Source organism: Mesorhizobium sp. M7A.F.Ca.US.011.01.1.1 (assembly GCF_003998295.1).
GTDB lineage: Bacteria > Pseudomonadota > Alphaproteobacteria > Rhizobiales > Rhizobiaceae > Mesorhizobium.
Window position 1 is genome coordinate 146,744 of sequence record NZ_RZRT01000001.1, and the last position, 20,102, is coordinate 166,845.

The following is a 20,102-nucleotide window of genomic DNA, read 5'->3' on the forward strand; positions in this document are numbered from 1 at the left end:
CCTACCCTCGTCCCATCCTATTCCAGGCATCCAGTCCGGCGATCTTGTAGGCTTCGGCGAGCGTCGGATAGTTGAAGGTGTTGTTGACGAAGAAGTCGACGGTGCCGCCGAGGTTGATCACCGCCTGGCCGATGTGGATGAGCTCGGTGGCGCCCTCGCCGATGATGTGCGCGCCGAGCAGACGGCGCGTTTCGATCGAAAAGAGCAGCTTCAGGAAACCGGTGTTGACGCCCATGATGTGGCCGCGCGAGGTTTCGCGAAAGCGCGCTACGCCGACCTCATAGGCCGCACCGCTTTCACGCACCTGTTCCTCGGACTGGCCAACCGTCGAGATTTCCGGCACCGCATAGATGCCATAGGGGAATGTTTCCGGTGGCGGCGGCAAAGGCACGCCGAAGGCATGGCAGGCGGCCACCCTGCCCTGCTCCATCGACGTCGAGGCCAGGCTCGGAAAGCCGATCACGTCGCCGGCGGCATAGATGTTGGGCACGCTGGTCTGGAACGTATGCGGATCGACCTTGATACGGCCCCTGGAATCGGCGTCGATACCGACCACATCGAGGCCCAGGCTGCCGACATTGCCGGTGCGGCCGGCGGCGTAGAGCACGACCTCGGAACGGATAGTGCGGCCATCGGCCAGTTCCACCTCGGCGGCATCAGGCTTGGAGCGGATTTCCTTCACCGCGCTGCCCAGCCGGATGGTCATGCCACGATCGCGCATCTGGTGAATGAAATCGTCGACGATCTCGCGGTCGACGAAATCGAGGATGGAGTTGCGCGGCTCGACCAAGGTTACCGGCACGTCAAGCGCGGAAAAGATCGTCGCATATTCGACCCCGATGACGCCGGCGCCGATCACGTCAGCGTGCGCGGCAAGCGATCAAGCTCCAGCATCTCGTCACTGTCGAAGATTCGGGTCTTGTCGAAAGGCACATCGCGCGGCCGGTGCGGCCTGGTGCCGACCGCGATCAGCGCATTGGCAAAACCGACCTCGCTGTAGTCGCCGGTATCTGATGTCAGGCTGACCTTGTTGGGGCCAAGGAATTTCACCGCAGCCCGGGCGCTCTTGACCGTGTTGCGCATGAACTGGTGCTGCAGCACCTCGACCTCATGGTCGAGCGTCTTGTGCAGGCGCTCGACCAGATCGCCGACCGAGATATCCTGCTTGACCCGGTAACCGCGCCCGTAGAAGCCACGCTCGCGCCAGCCGGAAAGATTGAGCACCGTTTCGCGCAGCGTTTTCGATGGGATGGTGCCGGTATGCACCGAGACACCGCCCAGACGCCGGCCGCGGTCGACCACCAGCACCGACTTGCCGAGCTTGGCCGACTGTACCGCGGCACGGCGACCGGAAGGGCCGCTGCCGATGACGAGCATGTCGTAGTCCATATTGCCCCGTCCCCTACCCCTAGCGCTGTTGCGCCACCTGTGCGCTTTGCTGCCCCGCAGCAAGCTAATGCTATCCGCGCCGCAAATTCAACCGGTTCAGATTGCACCCGACGCCATCGAAGCCAGTGCACCGCAAGAAGCCCGATCTTGATTCCGCCACGGGCCTTCACCATTTCATGGCTGAGCGGTCCGCACCCTATGTCGGACCTTGTTACGAGGAAATGACATGAACGCGCGCGTTCTCGACGGCGAAATCATCACCAGCAGGCTCGACGATGTCAGGGCCTATGACGGCGTGCGCACGAAGCGCATTCTGGCTTTCGTGATCGACTATGTCATCGTCGCGCTGCTTACCATTCCGTTTGCCATTCTGGTGTTCTTCCTCGGGCTTTTGACCCTCGGGCTTGGTTGGATGCTGTTCGGCATCCTGGTGCCGGCCGTCGCCATCCTCTACATCTGGAACACGCTGGGCAGCACCGACCAGGCCACCACGGGCATGAAGATGATGAGCATCCGCCTCGACCGGCTCGACGGCAGGCCGATCGACGGCCTCACCGCGGTCGTCCATTCGGTGCTGTTCTGGGCCGGCAATGTCATCCTGTCGCCGCTCGTCCTGCTGGTGACGCTGTTTTCCGACCGCAAGCGCACCTTGCACGATCTTTTGCTTGCCACGGTCGTCAGCCGCACCGACCGCTGAAACGGCCCTCTGAAGAGCAGTCGCAACCGATTGAGCACAAATGCGAAGGCGTCGAGTCGACCACGCCCACACAATCCTATTGAATTTTTCGCCGTCCGCGCCAAAGGTAGAGCGATTCGAAGGAGTGTTTCCAAGGCTCGATGACGCAGCATCCGACCCAGTCGCCGCAGTTCTTCCTGACCGCGCCATCGCCGTGCCCCTATCTCGACGGCCAGTTCGAGCGCAAGGTGTTCACGCACCTGGTTGGCGACAAGGCGGCGGAGATGAACGACCTCTTGACGCAAGGCGGCTTCCGGCGCTCGCAGAATATCGCTTACAGGCCGGCCTGCGAGACCTGCCGCGCCTGTGTTTCGGTACGCATCCTCGCCCAGGAATTCGTCGCCAGCCGCAACATGAAGCGCGTGCTGCAGCACAATTCCGACCTCGTCGGCCACATGCACAATGCCGAGCCTTCGACCGAACAATATTCCCTGTTCCGCAGCTATCTCGACGCCCGTCACCGCCGTGGCGGCATGTCCGACATGACGGTGCTCGACTATGCGATGATGGTCGAGGATACCCATGTCGACACCAAGGTGATCGAGTATCGGCGGCGTGGACCCGATACGTTCATCACCGGCAAGGGACAGGGCGAGCTGATCGCGGTGGCGCTCACCGACAAGATGGCCGACGGCCTGTCGATGGTCTATTCCTACTTCAATCCCGATTTCGAGGAACGGTCGCTCGGCACGTTCATGATCCTCGACCACATCGCCCGCGCCAGGGCGATGGGCCTGCCCCATGTCTATCTCGGCTACTGGGTCAACGGCTCGCGCAAGATGAATTATAAGATGCGCTTCATGCCGCAGGAGCATCTCGGCCCGAAGGGCTGGGAGCGTTACACCAACGAAGCGGTCGCGCGCTGATTACTCTTTCCCAAGTCCGGGCTTAAACATTTTCAATCGAGACGATGCTGGTCTTTCCGCTGGTTGGCGGAGAGCGTGCGATTGCGCCGGTCCGCCATCCTCTCCCGAATTCATTGTGAAAGTCGCTGCATGTCGTCTCACGATACTCACACCAAAGGACTTCTGCTCACCGCGCTTGGCGGGCTGACGCTGACCTTGGACATCCCGCTGATCCGGCTCGCCCACGGCGAGGCGTGGACAATCTTGCTGCTGCGCACCGGCTGCACCTTGGCCGCGGCACTGATCATGTGGACCATCTGGCGCTCGTTCAGCAAGAATGCGCCGCAGCTCATCCCGGGCTGGTCGGGCCTGATCGTTGCCGCGATCTACGGGGTTGGCGCGATTGCCTTCATCACAGGCGTCTACAACACCTCGACCGCCAACCTGGTTTTCATCCTGGCCTTCACCACCATGTTTGCCGCGCTGCTTTCATGGATGTTCCTGAAGGAGCGACCGCGGCCGCTGACCTTTGCGGCATTGGCCATGATGATCGTCGGCGTCGCCATCATCGTCGGTGATTCCGTTGGCACCGGACATCTGTTCGGCGACCTGATGGCATTGTGTTCGGCCTTCCTGATCGCCTGCGCCATCACCATCTCGCGCGCCAGCGGCAAGGATATGGGCTTTACCTCACTGATCGGCGTCGTCCTGCCTTTCGGGCTGGCGGCGTTCATGGTCTCCAAGACCGGCTTTCAGGTGGAGGCGCCATGGTGGATCATCCTCAACGGCGCCCTCATCATGCCGATAGCGTTCTTCTGCCTTGCCACCGGGCCGAAATACATTTCGGGCGCTGAAGTGGCGATGTTCTACCTGCTCGAAACCGTGCTGGCGCCGGTCTGGGTGTGGATGATCTTTGCCGAAACACCGACGCGCAACAGCCTGATCGGCGGCGGGATCCTGATCGTCACACTGGTCGCGCATTCGCTGTGGCAACTTCACGAGGGACGCAAGCGGCGTGGCGACCTTGCGGTGCAACATCCGGTCTGAGGTGCGTTGAGATCAGGCGCTGGCCTTCTTCGCCACGTCAGGTTCCGGCAGGACCTCGATTTGCGGACCGGCTTCGATTTCGGCTGCCGAGCCCGGGATGATGTCGTCGGCCAATTCGACCTCGCGCAGCCATTCGCGCCAGATCGCGACCAGCAGCGCCATCAGCACCGGACCGATGAACAGGCCGAGAAATCCCATGGTCTTGACGCCGCCGATCAGACCGAAAAAGGTCGGCAGGAAGGGCAGTTTTATCGGCCCGCCGACGAGCTTCGGGCGCAATGTCTTGTCGACGATGAACAGTTCGACCGCACCCCAGATGAACAGCGCCAGCCCGGCCATCGGCGAGCCGCTGGCGGCGAGGTAGATCGAGACCAGCGTGAAGGACAGCGGTGCACCGCCGGGGATCAGCGCCATGACGCCGGTCAGGGCGCCGAGTGTTACCGGTGACGGCACGCCGGCCAGCCAGTAGGCAATGCCCAGCACCAGGCCTTCGCCGATGGCGATGACCGTCATGCCGGTCACCGTCGACGAGATCGTTGCCGGCACGACGCGCGAGATCCGCTCCCATCTGGTCGGCAGGATACGCTCGCCGAGACGGTCGACCTGGCCGGCAAAATGCTCGCCGTCGCGATAGGCGAAGAACAGCGCGATCATCATGAACAAAAGCGTCAACAGCAGGCCGAAAGCGCTGCCGCCGGCCGCCAGCACGCCGCGATAGATGCTGCCGATGTTGGCGCCGCTGACCAGCTGGATCAGTTCACCGATGCCGCCCGGATGGCCAAAATTGGTCGTCCATTGCTGGTTCAGCCACTCGCCCACGACAGGCATGGTGGCGATCCAGTGCGGTGTCACCGCGCCATGACGGTTGGTCTCGATCGCCCAGGCGACCCATTCGCGGACCTCGTTGATCGCATAGGTGCCGGCGAGCGCGATCGGGATCACCAGGAAGGCGAGGATGAAGAGGATGGCTAAGGTCGCGGCGATGGTGCGGTTGCCACTGACCGCGACAAGCAGGCGGCGGTAAAGCGGCCAGCTGGCGAAAGCGATGACGAGCGCCGCCAGCACCGGAAAGAGGAAGCCGTGGAAGAAATAAACGCCAGCGGCGACGATCAGCACCAGCAGCCAGCGCGCCGCCGACAGCGGTGGGATGACGGCGGACCTGAGCGGCGTCGACAGGCCGAACAGGCGTTGCTGCCGTTCCGGTTTCTGGACTTTTGCTTCCTTCAAACGCAGGCCTCTTCCAAACACACTTTCCCCTTATGCACCGATATAGTGCAGCAATCGTGACGATAGTCCAAATGGTTGGTGATCTCCCCCCTTGAGGGGGAGATGGCCGGCAGGCCAGAGGGGGTCGCCGCGCGTGAAGCGCTAACCTTCTCTGTTCAAAGGTAGGAGGCCGCGTCCAGTCGTACCGACCCCCTCTGTCGCCCTTGGCGACATCTCCCCTCGAGGGGGGAGATTGGCTACCCAAATTTCCCCGTCCTCGGGAATCCCTTCGGCACCATGCGTCCGGCTGAGGCGCGAGCGCCGATCCACTCAGTCAGTTCCTCACGCGACCGGATGAAAGTGCGGTCGGCCGAATCCTGCCAGGACAGGCCGGTCTCCAGCGTGAACGGCTTGAGGTCGAGAAGGCCGCCATCCTTGTATTTCTGCAGGCGCACGCCCTTGCCGCGGCCCATCTCCGGAATCTCGGCGAGCGCGAACACCAGCATCTTGCGATTCTCGCCGACGATGGCGAGATGGTCGCCGGTGACCGGGATGCAGCGCTTGGCTTCGTCCGGCGCCTTGACGTTCATCACCTGCTTGCCCTTGCGGGTGTTGGCGACGACTTCCTCCTCCGGCACGATGAAACCGTTGGCGTCGTGCGAGGCCAGCAGCAGCTTGCGCTTTGGGTCGTGAACGAAGGCGGTGACGATGTCCTGGTCATTGTCCATGTCGACGATGATGCGGATCGGCTCGCCATGGCCGCGCCCGCCGGGCAGCCGGTCGGCGCCGATGGTGTAGAATTTGCCGCCGGTGGTGAAGACCAGCACCTTGTCGGTGGTCTGGGCATGGAAGGCGAGCTTGAGGCTGTCGCCCTCCTTGAAGGTCAGCGTCGAGAAATCGGCCAGATGCCCCTTCATCGCCCGCAGCCAGCCCTTTTCCGAGACGACGACGGTGACCGGCTCGCGCTCGATCATGGCATGGGCAATGTCGGTCAGATCATGCTCGGGCGCGTCGGCGAACTGGGTGCGGCGCTTGCCGAGCTCGGTCTCCGGACCGAACTTGTCGCGGATGTTGGTGACTTCCCATTTGATCGTCGCCCACTGCTTCTCGTTTGAAGCAAGCAGTGCCTCGATCTGCTTCTTCTCCGCGCTCAGGCCGTCGAATTCCTTGCGGATCTCGAATTCTTCGAGCTTGCGCAAAGCGCGCAGCCGCATGTTGAGGATGGCTTCGGCCTGGTTGTCGGTGAGCGACCAGCGGGCCATCATCACCTGCTTTGGCTCATCCTCCTCGCGGATGATCCTGATCACCTCGTCGATGTTGAGGTAGGCGATCAGGTAGCCGGCAAGTATCTCCAGCCGTCTTTCGATCTCGCCAAGCCGATGTTTCGAGCGGCGGATCAAAACCTCGCGGCGGTGCTCGAGCCATTCCTGCAGTACGCCCTTCAGCGACAGCACGTTGGGCACCTTGCCGCGCGACAGGACGTTCATATTGAGCGGGAAGCGGCTTTCGAGCTCGGTCAGCTTGAACAGCGATTCCATCAGGATGCCGGGATCGACCGAACGGCTCTTCGGCACCAGCACGACGCGGACGTCCTCGGCGCTTTCGTCCCTGATGTCCTCGAGCAGCGGCAGCTTGCGTGCCATCAGCAGCTCGGCGATCTTCTCGATCAGCCGCGCCTTCTGCACGCCGTAGGGAATTTCGGTGACGACGATGCTCCAGGTACCCCTGCCCTGGTCCTCCTGGAACCACTTCGAGCGCACGCGAAAGCCACCGCGGCCGGTTTCGTAGGCTTCGAGGATGGAGGCGCGGCTGTCGACGATGATGCCGCCGGTCGGGAAATCCGGCCCCTGGACAAAGTCCATCAGCTTCGCCACCGGCGCGTCCCGGTTTTCGATCAGGTGAAGTGCGGCATCGCAAAGCTCCGCGGCGTTGTGGGGTGGGATCGATGTCGCCATGCCCACCGCGATGCCGGACGAGCCGTTGGCCAGCAGGTTCGGGAAGGCGCCGGGCAAAACCACCGGCTCCTCGTCTTCTTCATTGTAGGTCGGCCGATAATCGACGGCATCCTCGGTGATGCCGGACAACAGTTCGGTCGCCACATCGGTCATGCGCGCTTCGGTGTAGCGCATGGCGGCAGCGTTATCGCCATCGATGTTGCCGAAATTGCCTTGCCCGTCGACCAGGGGATAGCGCATCGAGAAATCCTGCGCCAAACGCACCAGCGCATCATAAATCGACTGGTCGCCATGCGGATGGAACTTGCCCATCACCTCGCCGACGATGCGGGCGCATTTGGCAAAGCCCTGGTCGGGGTTGAGCCGCAGCAGGCGCATGGCGTGCATGATGCGGCGATGGACCGGCTTCAGTCCGTCGCGCACATCGGGCAGTGCCCGGTGCATGATGGTCGACAGCGCATAGGCCAGATAGCGCTCTTCCAGCGCCTTCTTCAGATCGACCGGCTCAATGTGATCGCCACCGCCATTTTCAGGCGGCAAAAGCCTTTTTCCCATGGGCTCGGACTAGCCGAGCGGGTGATTCGCGGCAAGAGCCCGACAGAGATACCGGCCCTTCTGCAACATGAAACCGCACCCCAGGGGATGTCGGCCAACATCAGCCTGTTACATGCGGGTTCTATGGCCAAGCGCGACGATATCCGGCTATCGGCTCTTCATGACAAATTCACCGGTTTGCGCAAAGACGGCGGGATCAGGTTTGCCTTTCACCGCGATTTTTGACCAATGTGCCCGGACACGCCTTTTTCCGGTCCAGTTCGTCACGGAATGGTGATGGCGCAAAATAATTGAAAAAACAATTTCAGGACACTCTCAGGGACCTTGCGATGACAATCAAACGCTCAACTCTCACGAAATTAGCTTTTTCGACCTTCTTGCTCACGCTGCCGCTGAATGCGGCACTCGCACAGGATACGGCAGTGGCCGACCGGCTGAAGGCCGCGCTTGTCGCACAAGGTGTCGACATCACCTGGACCGGCGTGACCGGCGACAACACCAGCATGGTGCTGCAGGGCGTTGCCATCAAACCGGCGGCGGAGAAGGAAGCGCTTCCCATCGGCGACGTCAAACTCGAAGGCGTCACCGAGGCAAATGGCGGATATGACATCGCCACCGTATCGACGGCTGCCTTCACACACAGCAAGGACGGCGTCACCCTCGACCTCAGCCCCTTCGTCATCCATGACATGACAGTTCCGGCCGACGGCGCCACCGGCCCGCTCGGCTCGCTGATGATGTACAAGTCCGCCGAACTCTCGAACATGACCGTCAAGGTCGCCGACAAGACCGCCTTCTCGATGGATGGACTTGCCATCGAGATCACGCCGCCGGCGGACGGCAAGGCGATGGAATTCACCGCCACCACGGAGAAATTCAACGCCGACCTGACGCTGGTGGACGATCCCAAGTCCAAGGAAGTCATCAACGCGCTCGGCTACCAGAACATCGCGGGCAATCTCGAAATGGCCGGCACCTGGCAGCCCACGGACGGCAAGATGGAACTGTCGAAATACGACATCTCGGTCGAGAATGCCGGCACGCTCGGCATGACGTTCAATCTCGGCGGCTACACGCTGGACTTTATCAAGTCGCTGCAGGAAATGCAGAAGAAGATGGCGGCACAGCCTGAAGGCGCCGACAATTCGGCGCAAGGCATGGCCATGCTCGGCCTGTTGCAGCAGCTTTCGTTCAACAGCGCCTCGATCCGCTTCGACGACGATTCGCTGACCAACAAGGTTCTGGACTATGTCGGCAAGCAGCAAGGCATGTCCGGCAAGGACATCGCCAACCAGGCCAAGGCGATCGTGCCGTTTGGCATGGCGCAGCTCAACAATCCGGAACTGACGGCGCAGGTTACGGCCGCGGTCAGCAAATTCCTCGACGATCCGAAGAGCCTCGAAATCTCGGCCGAGCCGCCGGCATCCGTGCCGTTCGCACTGATCATGGCGGGCGCCATGTCCAACCCGCTCGACCTGCCGAAGACGCTCGGCGTCACCGTCAAGGCCAACGAAGACTGATCGAAGCGACCTCAAGATGCGAAAAGCCCGGCAGCGATGCCGGGCTTTGTCGGGATTAGCGAATCGAAAGAATCGGTTCGGGCGGTTCTTTAAAGCATCGCCCGAAGCGCGATCAGGCGTCCTTCTTGGGCACGGCAACGCGCAGCGCCAGCTCGCGAAGCTGCTGCGGGCTCGCTTCCGACGGTGCGTTCATCAACAGATCGTAGGCCTGCTGGTTCATCGGGAACATGGTGATCTCACGCAGGTTCTTGGCGCCGAGCAGCAGCATGACGACGCGGTCGACACCGGCCGCCATGCCGCCATGCGGCGGCGCGCCATACTGGAAGGCACGATAGAGGCCGCCGAAGCGCTCCTCGACCGTGGCGCGATCCAGCCCGACCGTCTCGAACGCCTTGACCATGGTTTCGGGCAGATGGTTGCGGATACCGCCGCTGGCGATCTCGAACCCGTTGCAGACCATGTCGTATTGGAACGCCTTGATGCCTAGCAGGTCCTCGCCATTCAGCGCATCGATGCCACCTTGCGGCATCGAGAACGGGTTGTGGGCGAAGTCAATCTTCTTCTCTTCCTCGTTCCATTCGAAGAACGGAAAGTCGACGATCCAGCACAGTTCGAAACGCTCGCGATCGACCAGGTTCAGCTCCTCGCCGGCACGGGTGCGCGCAGCCCCCGCAAAGGAGACGAACTTCTTCGGGTCGCCTGCAACGAAGAAGGCGGCGTCGCCATCGGCAAGGCCGAGCTGAAGGCGGATCGCCTCCGTGCGCTCCTCGCCGATGTTCTTGGCGAGTGGGCCGGCGCCTTCGAGCTTGTCGCCCTCCTTGCGCCAGAAGATATAGCCCAGCCCCGGCTGGCCCTCGCCCTGCGCCCAGGAATTCATGCGGTCGCAGAAGGCGCGGCTGCCGCCGGTCTTGGCCGGAATGCCCCATACTTCGGCCTTCGGATCGTTGGCCAGGATGTTGGCGAACACCTTGAAGCCGGAATCGCGAAAGTGGTCGGAAACGGCCTGCATCTCGATCGGGTTGCGCAGGTCCGGCTTGTCTGAACCGTATTTGCGCATGGCGACATCATAGGGAATGCGCTGGAACTTCTGCGTCACCGGCTTGCCGTTGGCGAAGGTCTCGAAGACCCCGCGCATGACCGGCTCCATGGTCGACAGCACGTCGTCCTGTTCGACGAAGCTCATTTCGAGGTCGAGCTGGTAGAATTCGCCGGGCAGACGATCGGCGCGCGGATCCTCGTCGCGGAAGCAGGGCGCGATCTGGAAGTAGCGGTCGAAGCCCGACACCATGATCAGCTGCTTGTATTGCTGCGGCGCCTGCGGCAGCGCGTAGAAGGTGCCGGGATGGATGCGCGACGGCACCAGGAAGTCGCGCGCGCCTTCCGGCGACGACGCGGTGAGGATCGGCGTCGAGAATTCGGTGAAGCCGACCTCGCCCATGCGCTTGCGCATTTCCGCGATGATTTTTGTCCGCGCAATGATGTTCTTGTGCAGCGTCTCGCGGCGCAGGTCGAGAAAACGGTATTTCAGCCTGATATCCTCGGGATAATCCGGCTCACCGAACACCGGCAGCGGCAATTCCTTGGCCGCCGACAGCACTTCGATCTCGCGGGCGAAAATCTCGATCTCCCCGGTCGGCAGGTTCGCGTTCGTGGTGTCGGGCAAGCGAGCCTTGACCTCGCCGTCGACGCGGATGACCCACTCGCCGCGCACGGTTTCGGCGACCTTGAAGGCAGGCGAATCCGGATCGGCGACGATCTGGGTCAGGCCATAATTGTCGCGCAGGTCGATGAAGAGCAGGCCGCCATGATCGCGCACGCGATGCACCCAGCCCGACAGGCGAACCGTCGAGCCGACGTCGCTCTTCCTCAACTGGGCACAGGTATGGCTGCGGTAACGGTGCATTGTCATTGGTAAAGTCCGGGGTGCTCTAGTTGCCGGCCGAGGCATCACGGCCCGGCCCTGAAAATTTGCGCGAAAAGCGCATGGGAGGCCGGATTTGTCAAGGCAAGCGGCCCGTGTTGGTATCTTGGTTCCGCTTTCCCAGGCAACCTATGAGCCCAGTGCCGATAGCCGAAGACGCTGGGCAAGGTGCTCGACGACCAATGCAGCACTGGCGGACGACGTTGCGGCATGATGAAGGCGAATTTCCGCCCCCGGCAGCGGGGGCACATGCCGGCCGGGATGGACATCTCGCAGGCCAGGCGCCAGCATGCTGCCTTTGACCACGGTGATCGCAAGGCCCTGCTCGACGATTGCCTCCGTGGCTGAAAGGCTTGGACTGACATAGGCCAAACGCCATGGCCGGCCTGCCTTGTCGAGCGCCTCAATGGCCCAGGAGCGAAACAGGCAATCGGGGCTCGACAGAGCGACGGGCAGTGGATCGAGTTCCTCGACGGCACGGGTCGCCGCCGCTGCCCAAATCGCCCTTTCGCGGCATATCAGATCCCCCTCGGTTGTGCCTTCCGGATGCATGGCGATGACGGCGTCGAACGACGACCCAAGTCGTTTGAGGAGCCGGGCAGTGAGACCGATCTCCATTTCGACCTGCACGAGCGGAAATCGCTCGGCGATGTCTGCGAGGAGGCGCGGCAGGATCTTGGTGCCATAGTCTTCCATGACCCCGATGCGAACCTGCCCAGCCACCCGCTGACTGGAAACACGCGCAATCGCCTGCTCATTGAGAGCAAGTATGCGGCGGGCATCGATCAGAAAGCCCTCCCCGGCGGCGGTGAGTTCAACGCGGGCTGTCGAGCGCCGGAACAAGATGGTCTCGATGCGCTCCTCAAGACGTTTCACCTGCAAGCTGACGGCCGCCTGCGTTCTATTGAGCTGCTCGGCGGCTCGCGTGAACGAGAGGCGCTCGGCAACGACGACGAAGGCCCGCAGCAGGTCCGGATCGAGATTCGGGATGCTCATAGTGGAATGTTATCAAACTCATTGAGCTTATTCGATTCCTTATGGCCCGCCTGCCCGATATCGCTGGTTCAGAGTTGGCAAGGTCAGGAACCATGGAAGTCACAGGAGTGCTCGCCGCGATTCTCTCCAGCGCTTTTGGGGGCACCGCCGTTGGCGCAACGCGATATCTCGCGGGCACGCTCGATCCTCTCGCTATCGGTGCGGTCCGGTTCGGCGGCGGCTTTCTGGTTTTGGCCGCCGTAGCTCTCTGGCGACGAGACAGGTGGCCGCCGAAGAGCGACTGGCTCGGCACTGGTGCATTGGGTTTTCTGTTCTTCGGGCTGTTTCCGGTGCTCTTCAATGGAGCCCTTGTCTACACGACGGCCGCGCGAGGTGCGCTTGCGCTTTCGACACTGCCTCTGCTCACAATGCTTGCCGGGGCAGTTCTGAGGATCGAGCCGCCGACCATCCGCAAGATCGTCAGTGTCCTGATCGCAATGGCAGGGGTGGCCGTAGCGCTCGGCACGAGCCTGACGACTGCTCCCCCAGATGCCTGGCGCGGAGATCTCCTCATGGTCGCGGCCGCTTTCTGCATGGCGCTCTACAACGTCTGGTCGAGACCATTTCTATCCCGCACCGCGCCAATCCCGTTCGTGGCGTTTGGCATGGGCGCGGGCGCGGTCTGCCTATCGGTCCTGGTGGTTTCGAACGGAGGCTTCGCGCGACTTGCCACTCTCAGCGCACCTCAGTGGATCGCGAGCGCATATCTGGCCATAATTTGCGGCGCGTTCATTTTCTTCCTCTGGGCATTCGCGCTCGAGCGCGCGTCGCCGACACTGGTTGCCGTCTCCGTTGCGGTTAATCCGGTGACGGCATCGATCTTTGGTGTCGTCTTCCTGGGCGAACAGGTAAGCGCGAACCTGATTGTCGGGCTGGTGGCAGTCCTCGCAGGAATAGGCATCGCAACGGGAGCAGCCGAGCGGCTCAGCCTGTGGCCCGACGATCGGCAGTCACGTCGAAGGCAGCCTTGAGCGCTGACCAAGCAAAACGCGGAAACGAATCCAGGCGAATACAGCGATCATCCCTGTTGGCGCTGGGAATTGCTGCTGGCGTTGGCCAGGGCGATGGTTCAAGAAGGGATCACCGACACGTGATCGCCCCTTCATGTCCTCCATCCGCCCGATGATCCCGCTTCTTCTCGCCGCCGGCATTTTGCTCGGCGGCAATGGGCTGCAGAGCACGCTGATCGCGCTGCGCGGCGCGCAGGAAGGGTTTTCGGCTTCCGACATCGGCCTGATGGGCACCTTCTACTTCGCCGGCTTCCTGCTCGGCTGCCTGGCCATCACCCGCATCATGAAGGCGGTTGGCCATATCAGGGCGTTTTCGGCGCTGGCGGCGATCGCCTCGGTGGGCACCTTGCTTCTGGTGCTGGTCATCGATCCGGTGATGTGGTGCGCGGTGCGCCTTGCCGGCGGCTTCTGCTTCGCCGGGCTGTTCACCATCGTCGAAAGCTGGCTGAATTCCGGCGTCGGCAATCACGACCGGGCACGCGTGCTGGCGATCTACCGTATGGTCGACATCGGTTCGGTGACATCAGCCCAGTTCCTGATCCCGGTCTTCGGCGCCGGCGGTTTCGCCATATTCGCCATCATGTCGATGATGATCACCTTGTCGCTGGTGCCGGTGTCGCTCGGCGACCGCTCCAACCCGGCACCACCCGAAGAGGTCAAGCTCGACCTGGCGCGCGTCTGGCGGATTTCGCCGCTGGGCTGCTTCGGCTGTATCGCCGTCGGCGTCACCAACAGCGCCTTTCGCACCCTGTCGCCGGTCTATGCCGAGCAGATCGGCATGTCGGTCGCCGATGTCGTCACCTTCGTCAGCGTCGGCATTTTCGGCGGCGCCATCATCCAGTATCCGCTGGGTTACCTCTCCGACCGCTGGGACCGGCGCCGGGTGCTGCTGATGACGACGTGCTGCGCGATGTTCTCGGCGCTGGCGCTGGTGTTCATCGCCGGCAGCAATCCGGCGCTCAACTTCATCTTCATCTTCATCTTCGGCTGTTTCGCCATGCCGCTCTATTCGCTGTCGGCGGCGCATTCCAACGACCGCGCCGACACGGGCGAGTTCGTACTGATCAACGCGGCGCTGATGCTGTTCTATTCCTTCGGCGCGATTGGCGGCCCGTTCGCCGCCTCGACGGCAATGCAGTATTTCGGACCGGGCGCCCTGTTTGTATTCAGCGCGGTGGTCTATGCGATCTTCATCGCCGTCATCCTTTACCGCATGCAGGCCCGGTCCGGTGTGCCGGCAGGCAGGCGCGGCCGCTTCACCGCGCTCCTGCGCACCTCGACGATTTTCGCACGGCTGGCCAGAAGAAACGGCGATTCCGATGGTCCGGGAACCTCATGATGGCGGTGCCAAAGCTTGACGAAAGCCCCGGCGGCTGAAATCTAGGAAGACCTTACTCCTGCCAAAAGCGATTTGATGCACGTCATCACCACCCAGAAAGAACTCGAGACCGTTCTCGCCGCTTTCGAAAAGTCGGATTTCGTCACCGTCGACACCGAATTCATTCGAGAAACGACGTTTTGGCCGATCCTGTGCCTGATCCAGATGGCCGCCCCTGGCGTGACGGCGCTGATCGATCCGCTGGCGCCCGATATCGACCTGAAGCCGTTCTTCCATCTGATGGCCAACGAGGCGGTGGTCAAAGTCTTCCACGCCGCGCGGCAGGACATCGAAATCATCGTCCATCTCGGCGATCTGGTTCCGCATCCGGTGTTCGACACGCAAGTGGCGGCGATGGTCTGCGGCTTCGGCGACAGCGTTTCCTACGATCAGCTCGTGCAGCGGATCACCGGGGCGCGGCTCGACAAGTCGTCGCGCTTCACCGACTGGCGCCACCGGCCGCTTTCCGACAAGCAGCTCGACTACGCGCTGGCCGACGTCACGCATCTCATCGAGGTCTATCAGCACCTCAGCGCCGAATTGGAGCGGGAAAACCGCGCCCATTGGCTCAACGAGGAGATGGAGGTGCTGACCTCGCGCGAAACCTATGATCCGCATCCCGAGGACGCCTGGAAGCGGCTGAAGATGCGGCTGCGCAAACCGCAGGAATTGGCGATCGTGCAGGGCGTTGCGGCGTGGCGTGAGCGCGAGGCGCGCGAACGCGACGTCCCGCGCGGCCGCGTGCTCAAGGACGACGCGATCTACGAGGTGGCGCAGCAGGCGCCGCGCGACACGGCAGCCCTTGGCAAGCTGCGCACGACACCGAAGGGCTGGGAGCGCTCGTCGACGGCGACGGCGCTGCTCGGCGCGGTCAACACCGCACTTGCCTTGCCCAAGGAGCAGATGCCGAAATTGCCGAAGAGTTTCCAGCCGCCCGAGGGCTCGAGCGCCGCGGCGGAACTGTTGAAGGTGCTGCTGCGGATCGTCGCCGAAAAGGAAGGCGTCGCCTCGAAGGTGCTGGCCTCCAGCGACGACATCGACCGTATCGCCGCCGAGGGCGAGGAAGCCGACGTACCGGCCCTGCAGGGCTGGCGCCGCGCGGTGTTCGGCGAGGCCGCGCTCAAGCTGGTGCGCGGCGAGATCGGCATCAAGTTCGACAAACGCAAGATAGCGGTGTTCGATCTGTAGACGAGCGTCCTTTCCTTCTCCCGCAAATGGGGAAGGGAGAGCTGCTCTGCTCAGACCGCGCCGAGCAGGTGCAGCGCGAACCAGATCCATCCCAGCAGAAGAATCACCGCACTGACGAAGAATGACCGGCTGCGCAGCAGCAGATTGTTGCTGGTCAGGTGAACCCAGGCATGGAAATAGCGCGACGCGACGAAAATCCACATCAGCGCCAGGGTCAGATAGTTGACGCCGTTGGTCAGGTGCAGCGTCAGGCACAGCACATAGAACAGCACCGGCAATTCGAACTGGTTGGTGAGATTGGCGGCAACGGTGACGCTGGAGGCCGGCTCGGTCGAACGCACCTTGAACTGACCGGGTTTCGCCTCGCCTGACCTGACTGCGCCGTACCTGCGGCGACCCAACACGCAGTAGACGATGTAGATCAGCAGCACATGCGCCAGAACAGGCCAGAAGATCGTGGTCTGGTTCACGAAGTGTCCCCTACCCGGCTGTGCTTTCCGCGCGGCATCAGGCCTGGCGTTTCTGGCCTGCCAGCCAGAAGGCGGCAATGACGATCACCGGTATGGCGAAAAGCGCGAATTTGGTAACGGTGAGCGCCGAGGCGAAAGACAGCGAGTCCGGGTTGGCCGACAGGAAATCGGACAGAAGCCGCGCCACCGCAAAGTTCTGAACGTAATGTGCAAGCGTGTAGGGAAGCACCAGGACCAACGCGAAAATCGACTGCAGCTGCGCCGGCAGCACGCGGAAAGCCTTCAATCGCCGGCCGGCGGCCAGGATGAGGCTGACCAGCGTGACCGACAGCAGCGCCGGGAACAACAGATCGAAGGTCAGATAATGCCAGACGAGAATGATCTCGCCGCCGCGCCGGCCGAGCGCCGTTAGCCAGGCCATGCCTTCGTCCGGCGTAAACCCTAAAATGCGCATGTCGAGTGACGGCAAGCCGCCGCTCAACTGGCGGAAATAGAAGAATTCCAGAGCCGTCATGGCGATGAAAACCACCACTGACAGGAAACAGAGCGCGCCTGCGTGGCGCGATAGCCGCAGGATCGTTGCCGTCAGGTTCCGCCCGAGCCCGTACTGGTCAGGCTCCGCCGGGATAGTTCGGGCTTTCGCGGGTAATCGTGACGTCATGGGCGTGGCTTTCACGAAGTCCGGCATTGGATATGCGCACAAAAGTGGCGCGCTCGCGGAAATCGGCAAGATCACGGCCACCAACATAACCCATAGCGGCTTTCAGCCCGCCTGCAAGCTGGTGCAACACTCCGGACACAGGTCCTTTGTAGGGTACCTGCCCCTCGATGCCTTCAGGGACCAGTTTCAGCGTGTCGCGCACCTCGGCCTGGAAGTAGCGATCGGCGGAGCCGCGGGCCATGGCGCCAACCGAGCCCATGCCGCGATAGGCCTTGAAGGAGCGGCCTTGGTGCAGATAGACCTCGCCAGGGCTTTCGTCGGTTCCGGCCAGCAGCGAGCCGATCATGGCGGCACTGGCGCCGGCGGCCAGCGCCTTGGCGAGATCGCCGGAATATTTGATGCCGCCATCGGCGATCACCGAGACGCCGGATTTGTGCGCCGTCTCGACAGCCGACATGATGGCGGAAAGCTGCGGCACGCCGACGCCGGCAACGATGCGGGTGGTGCAGATGGAACCCGGACCGATGCCGACCTTGACGGCGTCCGCCCCGGCGTCGATCAGCGCCTGCGTGCCCGCGGCGGTGGCGACGTTGCCGGCCAGGATGCGGACCGAGTTGGATAGTTTTTTCGCCCGCGTGACAGCGTCGAGCACGCGCTGCGAGTGGCCATGCGCGGTGTCGATCACCAGAAGGTCGACGCCGGCATCGATGAGGCGTTCGGCGCGCTCGAAACCGTCATCGCCAACGCTGGTGGCGGCGGCGGCACGCAAGCGGCCCTGCGAGTCCTTGCTGGCGTGCGGGTTGAGCTGCGACTTCTCGATGTCCTTGACGGTGATCAATCCGACGCAATTGCCCTGCCTGTCGACGACCACCAGTTTTTCGATGCGGTGCTGATGCAGAAGCCGCTTGGCCTCGTCCTGGTCGACATTCTCCTTGACCGTGATCAGGTTGTCACGGGTCATCAGTTCATGGACTTTCTGCGCCGGATCGGACGCAAAGCGCACGTCGCGATTGGTCAGGATGCCGATCAGCCGTCCGATCTTGTGACCGCCGCTGCCGCCGTTCTCGACCACCGGAATGCCCGAGATCGAATAGCTGCGCATCAGGCCCAGCGCGTCGGCGAGCGTCGCGTCGGGGCCGATGGTGACGGGATTGACCACCATGCCGGATTCGAATTTCTTGACCTGCCGCACCTGCTCGGCCTGTTCGGCCGGCGAGAAATTGCGGTGGATGACGCCAATGCCGCCGGCCTGGGCCATGGCGATGGCGAGCCTGGCCTCGGTGACGGTGTCCATCGCCGCCGAGAGGATCGGCACGTTGAGGTCGATGTCGCCGGCGATGCGGGTGCGGACATCGGTCTCGCCAGGCATGACCTCGGAATGACCCGGCTGCAGCAGCACGTCGTCAAAGGTCAGCGCCAATGCGCCGGTGGACGTTTCGATGATTTTTGCCATGGCCAGTCCCTCGATATAAAACGCGGTGGGGGAATACAAAAAAGCGCTGGACCGGAATGGACAGCGCCGACTCGTTTCTTCCCTTTCAGGATTGGCGCTGGCTGGTACCACGTCCCGGCGCCGATGAAAAGCCGATGATTTCGCGCTCCCGGAAAGGTGACTTTTCGGCGAAGGATGCGACCTATGGTTGCCGGTCGCACAAAAGTGACAGCAAATTAATGCGACATCCCGGCGAAGGCATGATAACCGCCCGCCTCAAGGCCGACATGCAACCGGCAACGCACATTCAAGTCTGGACGCGTTCCTTGAACCGCACCATTCCACTTATACTGGCGGTCGCCCTTTTCATGGAAAACATGGATTCGACCGTCATCGCGACATCGCTGCCGGCGATCGCCGTCGACATCTACACCAGCCCGATCGCGCTCAAGCTGGCGCTGACTGCCTATCTGGTATCGCTGGCGATCTTCATTCCGATCAGCGGCTGGATGGCAGACCGTTTCGGCGCCAAGAATATCTTTCGCGCCGCGATCGCCGTCTTCATCGTCGGGTCGATCGCCTGCGCCCTCTCCGGTTCGCTGCCGGCTTTCGTGGTGTCGCGCTTCCTGCAAGGCATCGGCGGCGCCATGATGACGCCCGTCGGGCGGCTGGTGCTGGTGCGCGCGACACCGAAAAGCGAACTCGTCGCGGCGATGTCCTGGCTGACCGTTCCGGCGCTGGTCGGACCGTTGGTCGGCCCGCCGGTCGGTGGCTTCATCACCACCTACTTCACCTGGCACTGGATTTTCCTGATCAATGTGCCGATCGGTCTGATCGGCATCTGGCTGGCGACGCGTTTCCTGCCGGAGACCGAACCCGCGCAGACCCCACCACTTGATTTCATCGGCTTCGTGCTGAGCGGGCTGGCGGCATCCGGCGTGGTGTTCGGCCTGTCGGTGGTCAGCTTGCCCTATCTGCCGCCAATCATCGGTGTCCTCACCGTAGCGGTCGGCCTCGTATCGGGCGCGCTCTATCTGCTGCATGCGCGCCACGCCAAAAACCCGCTGCTGGCGCTCGAACTGTTCCGCAACCAGGTGTTCCGCTCCTCGGTGCTTGGCGGCGGACTGTTCCGCATCGGCATTGGTGCTGTGCCGTTCCTGCTGCCGCTGATGTTCCAGATCGGCTTTGGGCTGACGCCGTTCCAGTCCGGCATGATCACCTTCGTCTCTGCAATCGGCGCCATCGGCATGAAATTCGTCACCGCGCTGATCTTCCGCGTCGCCGGCTTCCGCCGCGTTCTGGTTGTCGGTTCGCTGGTCGCCGCCGCCTCGATCGCCATCAACGGCCTGTTCACACCCGACACACCTTATCTCTTGATGCTGGCCATGCTGCTCGTCGGCGGCTTCATCCGCTCGATGTTCTTCACTGGCGTCAATGCGCTCGCCTATGCCGAGGTTTCGGCTGAAGACACCAGCAAGGCGACGCCGATTACAGCAGTGTTCCAGCAGTTGTCGGTCGCGCTCGGCGTGGCGCTGGCCGGCGGCATCCTGGAAGTGTCCACAAGCCTGAACGACAGGTCACTGACGCTGGCGGATTTCCACACAGCGTTTTTCGTCGTCGCGGCGATTTCGGCCGCCGCATCGTTGTCTTTCATGCGGCTGGCACCCGATGCCGGCAACGCCATCTCCGGTCACGGCCGGCTGACAACACCCAAGACGCTGGAAACGGTGAGCCCACCCAGCAATTGATGCGGC

The 20,102-nt window shown here is 62.6% G+C and carries 16 protein-coding genes and 1 pseudogene; 9 read left to right on the top strand and 8 right to left on the bottom strand.

Annotated elements, in window-relative coordinates; translation table 11 throughout:
- Position 1: 1 nt before the first annotated feature.
- Positions 2-1,389: pseudogene (sthA, locus tag EOA13_RS00750) on the bottom strand (Si-specific NAD(P)(+) transhydrogenase).
- A gap of 226 nt (positions 1,390-1,615) precedes the next feature.
- Here sthA and EOA13_RS00755 point away from each other — a divergent pair.
- From EOA13_RS00755 to EOA13_RS00770, 3 genes are all read left to right on the top strand, one after another.
- Positions 1,616-2,086 carry an RDD family protein gene (locus EOA13_RS00755; RefSeq protein ID WP_127288868.1) on the top strand — a complete coding sequence of 157 codons (471 nt, stop codon included), beginning with the start codon at positions 1,616-1,618 and terminating at the stop codon, positions 2,084-2,086.
- Between the two features lie 140 nt (positions 2,087-2,226).
- The gene (locus EOA13_RS00765; RefSeq protein ID WP_023810205.1) at positions 2,227-2,991 is read left to right on the top strand and encodes an arginyltransferase; all 765 of its coding nucleotides are present in this window, start codon (positions 2,227-2,229) and stop codon (positions 2,989-2,991) included.
- Between the two features lie 129 nt (positions 2,992-3,120).
- The gene (locus EOA13_RS00770; RefSeq protein ID WP_127288870.1) at positions 3,121-4,017 is read left to right on the top strand and encodes a DMT family transporter; all 897 of its coding nucleotides are present in this window, start codon (positions 3,121-3,123) and stop codon (positions 4,015-4,017) included.
- Between the two features lie 12 nt (positions 4,018-4,029).
- Here the strand turns inward: EOA13_RS00770 and EOA13_RS00775 are convergent, their stop codons facing one another.
- Together EOA13_RS00775 and parC are read right to left on the bottom strand one after the other, a co-directional pair.
- Positions 4,030-5,244 carry an AI-2E family transporter gene (locus EOA13_RS00775; protein ID WP_127288872.1) on the bottom strand — a complete coding sequence of 405 codons (1,215 nt, stop codon included), beginning with the start codon at positions 5,242-5,244 and terminating at the stop codon, positions 4,030-4,032.
- A 236-nt stretch (positions 5,245-5,480) separates the two neighbouring features.
- Complete coding sequence (gene parC / locus EOA13_RS00780; protein WP_127288874.1) at positions 5,481-7,733, bottom strand: DNA topoisomerase IV subunit A; 2,253 nt, start codon at positions 7,731-7,733, stop codon at positions 5,481-5,483.
- Between parC and EOA13_RS00785 the strand changes: the two genes are divergently transcribed.
- Together EOA13_RS00785 and EOA13_RS00790 are read left to right on the top strand one after the other, a co-directional pair.
- Positions 7,689-7,958: a hypothetical protein gene (locus EOA13_RS00785; protein WP_164779929.1), complete on the top strand. Its 270-nt coding sequence runs from the start codon at positions 7,689-7,691 to the stop codon at positions 7,956-7,958. The two genes, parC and EOA13_RS00785, sit on opposite strands and share 45 nt — an antisense overlap.
- Positions 7,959-8,062: 104 nt before the next feature.
- The gene (locus tag EOA13_RS00790) at positions 8,063-9,253 is read left to right on the top strand and encodes a hypothetical protein (protein WP_127288878.1); all 1,191 of its coding nucleotides are present in this window, start codon (positions 8,063-8,065) and stop codon (positions 9,251-9,253) included.
- A gap of 112 nt (positions 9,254-9,365) precedes the next feature.
- Here EOA13_RS00790 and aspS read toward each other — a convergent pair whose 3' ends face one another.
- Together aspS and EOA13_RS00800 are read right to left on the bottom strand one after the other, a co-directional pair.
- Positions 9,366-11,156: an aspartate--tRNA ligase gene (aspS, locus tag EOA13_RS00795; RefSeq protein ID WP_164779948.1), complete on the bottom strand. Its 1,791-nt coding sequence runs from the start codon at positions 11,154-11,156 to the stop codon at positions 9,366-9,368.
- A 147-nt stretch (positions 11,157-11,303) separates the two neighbouring features.
- Positions 11,304-12,170 (bottom strand): LysR substrate-binding domain-containing protein, encoded by an 867-nt coding sequence (locus tag EOA13_RS00800; RefSeq protein ID WP_127288882.1) that lies wholly within the window; start codon positions 12,168-12,170, stop codon positions 11,304-11,306.
- Positions 12,171-12,211: 41 nt separating this feature from the next.
- On the opposite strand from EOA13_RS00800, the gene EOA13_RS00805 reads away from it, so the two are divergent.
- From EOA13_RS00805 to rnd, 3 genes are all read left to right on the top strand, one after another.
- Complete coding sequence (locus EOA13_RS00805; RefSeq protein ID WP_245490278.1) at positions 12,212-13,180, top strand: DMT family transporter; 969 nt, start codon at positions 12,212-12,214, stop codon at positions 13,178-13,180.
- A gap of 133 nt (positions 13,181-13,313) precedes the next feature.
- Positions 13,314-14,558 carry an MFS transporter gene (locus EOA13_RS00810; RefSeq protein ID WP_127288884.1) on the top strand — a complete coding sequence of 415 codons (1,245 nt, stop codon included), beginning with the start codon at positions 13,314-13,316 and terminating at the stop codon, positions 14,556-14,558.
- A gap of 75 nt (positions 14,559-14,633) precedes the next feature.
- Positions 14,634-15,785, top strand: a complete 1,152-nt coding sequence (rnd, locus tag EOA13_RS00815; RefSeq protein ID WP_127288886.1) for a ribonuclease D — start codon at positions 14,634-14,636, stop codon at positions 15,783-15,785.
- A 50-nt stretch (positions 15,786-15,835) separates the two neighbouring features.
- Here the strand turns inward: rnd and EOA13_RS00820 are convergent, their stop codons facing one another.
- The 3 genes from EOA13_RS00820 to guaB are packed head-to-tail and all read right to left on the bottom strand — an operon-like array spanning position 15,836 to position 18,369.
- Positions 15,836-16,255 carry an MAPEG family protein gene (locus tag EOA13_RS00820; RefSeq protein ID WP_127288888.1) on the bottom strand — a complete coding sequence of 140 codons (420 nt, stop codon included), beginning with the start codon at positions 16,253-16,255 and terminating at the stop codon, positions 15,836-15,838.
- A 37-nt stretch (positions 16,256-16,292) separates the two neighbouring features.
- The gene (locus EOA13_RS00825) at positions 16,293-16,916 is read right to left on the bottom strand and encodes a hypothetical protein (protein ID WP_127288890.1); all 624 of its coding nucleotides are present in this window, start codon (positions 16,914-16,916) and stop codon (positions 16,293-16,295) included.
- Positions 16,867-18,369 (bottom strand): IMP dehydrogenase, encoded by a 1,503-nt coding sequence (gene guaB / locus EOA13_RS00830; RefSeq protein WP_127258107.1) that lies wholly within the window; start codon positions 18,367-18,369, stop codon positions 16,867-16,869. The genes EOA13_RS00825 and guaB overlap by 50 nt, the downstream gene beginning before the upstream one ends.
- Before the next feature lie 305 nt (positions 18,370-18,674).
- On the opposite strand from guaB, the gene EOA13_RS00835 reads away from it, so the two are divergent.
- Positions 18,675-20,096, top strand: coding sequence for an MFS transporter (locus tag EOA13_RS00835; RefSeq protein ID WP_127289397.1), 1,422 nt, complete (start codon positions 18,675-18,677; stop codon positions 20,094-20,096).
- The last annotated feature ends 6 nt before the right edge of the window (positions 20,097-20,102 follow it).

Coding starts and splice junctions, on each gene's coding strand:
- EOA13_RS00755 (WP_127288868.1), top strand. CDS start 1,616: ATGAACGCGCGCGTTCTCGACGGCGAAATCATCACCAGCAGGCTCGAC.
- EOA13_RS00765 (WP_023810205.1), top strand. CDS start 2,227: ATGACGCAGCATCCGACCCAGTCGCCGCAGTTCTTCCTGACCGCGCCA.
- EOA13_RS00770 (WP_127288870.1), top strand. CDS start 3,121: ATGTCGTCTCACGATACTCACACCAAAGGACTTCTGCTCACCGCGCTT.
- parC (WP_127288874.1), bottom strand. CDS start 7,733: ATGGGAAAAAGGCTTTTGCCGCCTGAAAATGGCGGTGGCGATCACATT.
- EOA13_RS00790 (WP_127288878.1), top strand. CDS start 8,063: ATGACAATCAAACGCTCAACTCTCACGAAATTAGCTTTTTCGACCTTC.
- aspS (WP_164779948.1), bottom strand. CDS start 11,156: ATGCACCGTTACCGCAGCCATACCTGTGCCCAGTTGAGGAAGAGCGAC.
- EOA13_RS00800 (WP_127288882.1), bottom strand. CDS start 12,170: ATGAGCATCCCGAATCTCGATCCGGACCTGCTGCGGGCCTTCGTCGTC.
- EOA13_RS00805 (WP_245490278.1), top strand. CDS start 12,212: ATGGCCCGCCTGCCCGATATCGCTGGTTCAGAGTTGGCAAGGTCAGGA.
- EOA13_RS00810 (WP_127288884.1), top strand. CDS start 13,314: ATGTCCTCCATCCGCCCGATGATCCCGCTTCTTCTCGCCGCCGGCATT.
- rnd (WP_127288886.1), top strand. CDS start 14,634: ATGCACGTCATCACCACCCAGAAAGAACTCGAGACCGTTCTCGCCGCT.
- EOA13_RS00825 (WP_127288890.1), bottom strand. CDS start 16,916: ATGACGTCACGATTACCCGCGAAAGCCCGAACTATCCCGGCGGAGCCT.
- guaB (WP_127258107.1), bottom strand. CDS start 18,369: ATGGCAAAAATCATCGAAACGTCCACCGGCGCATTGGCGCTGACCTTT.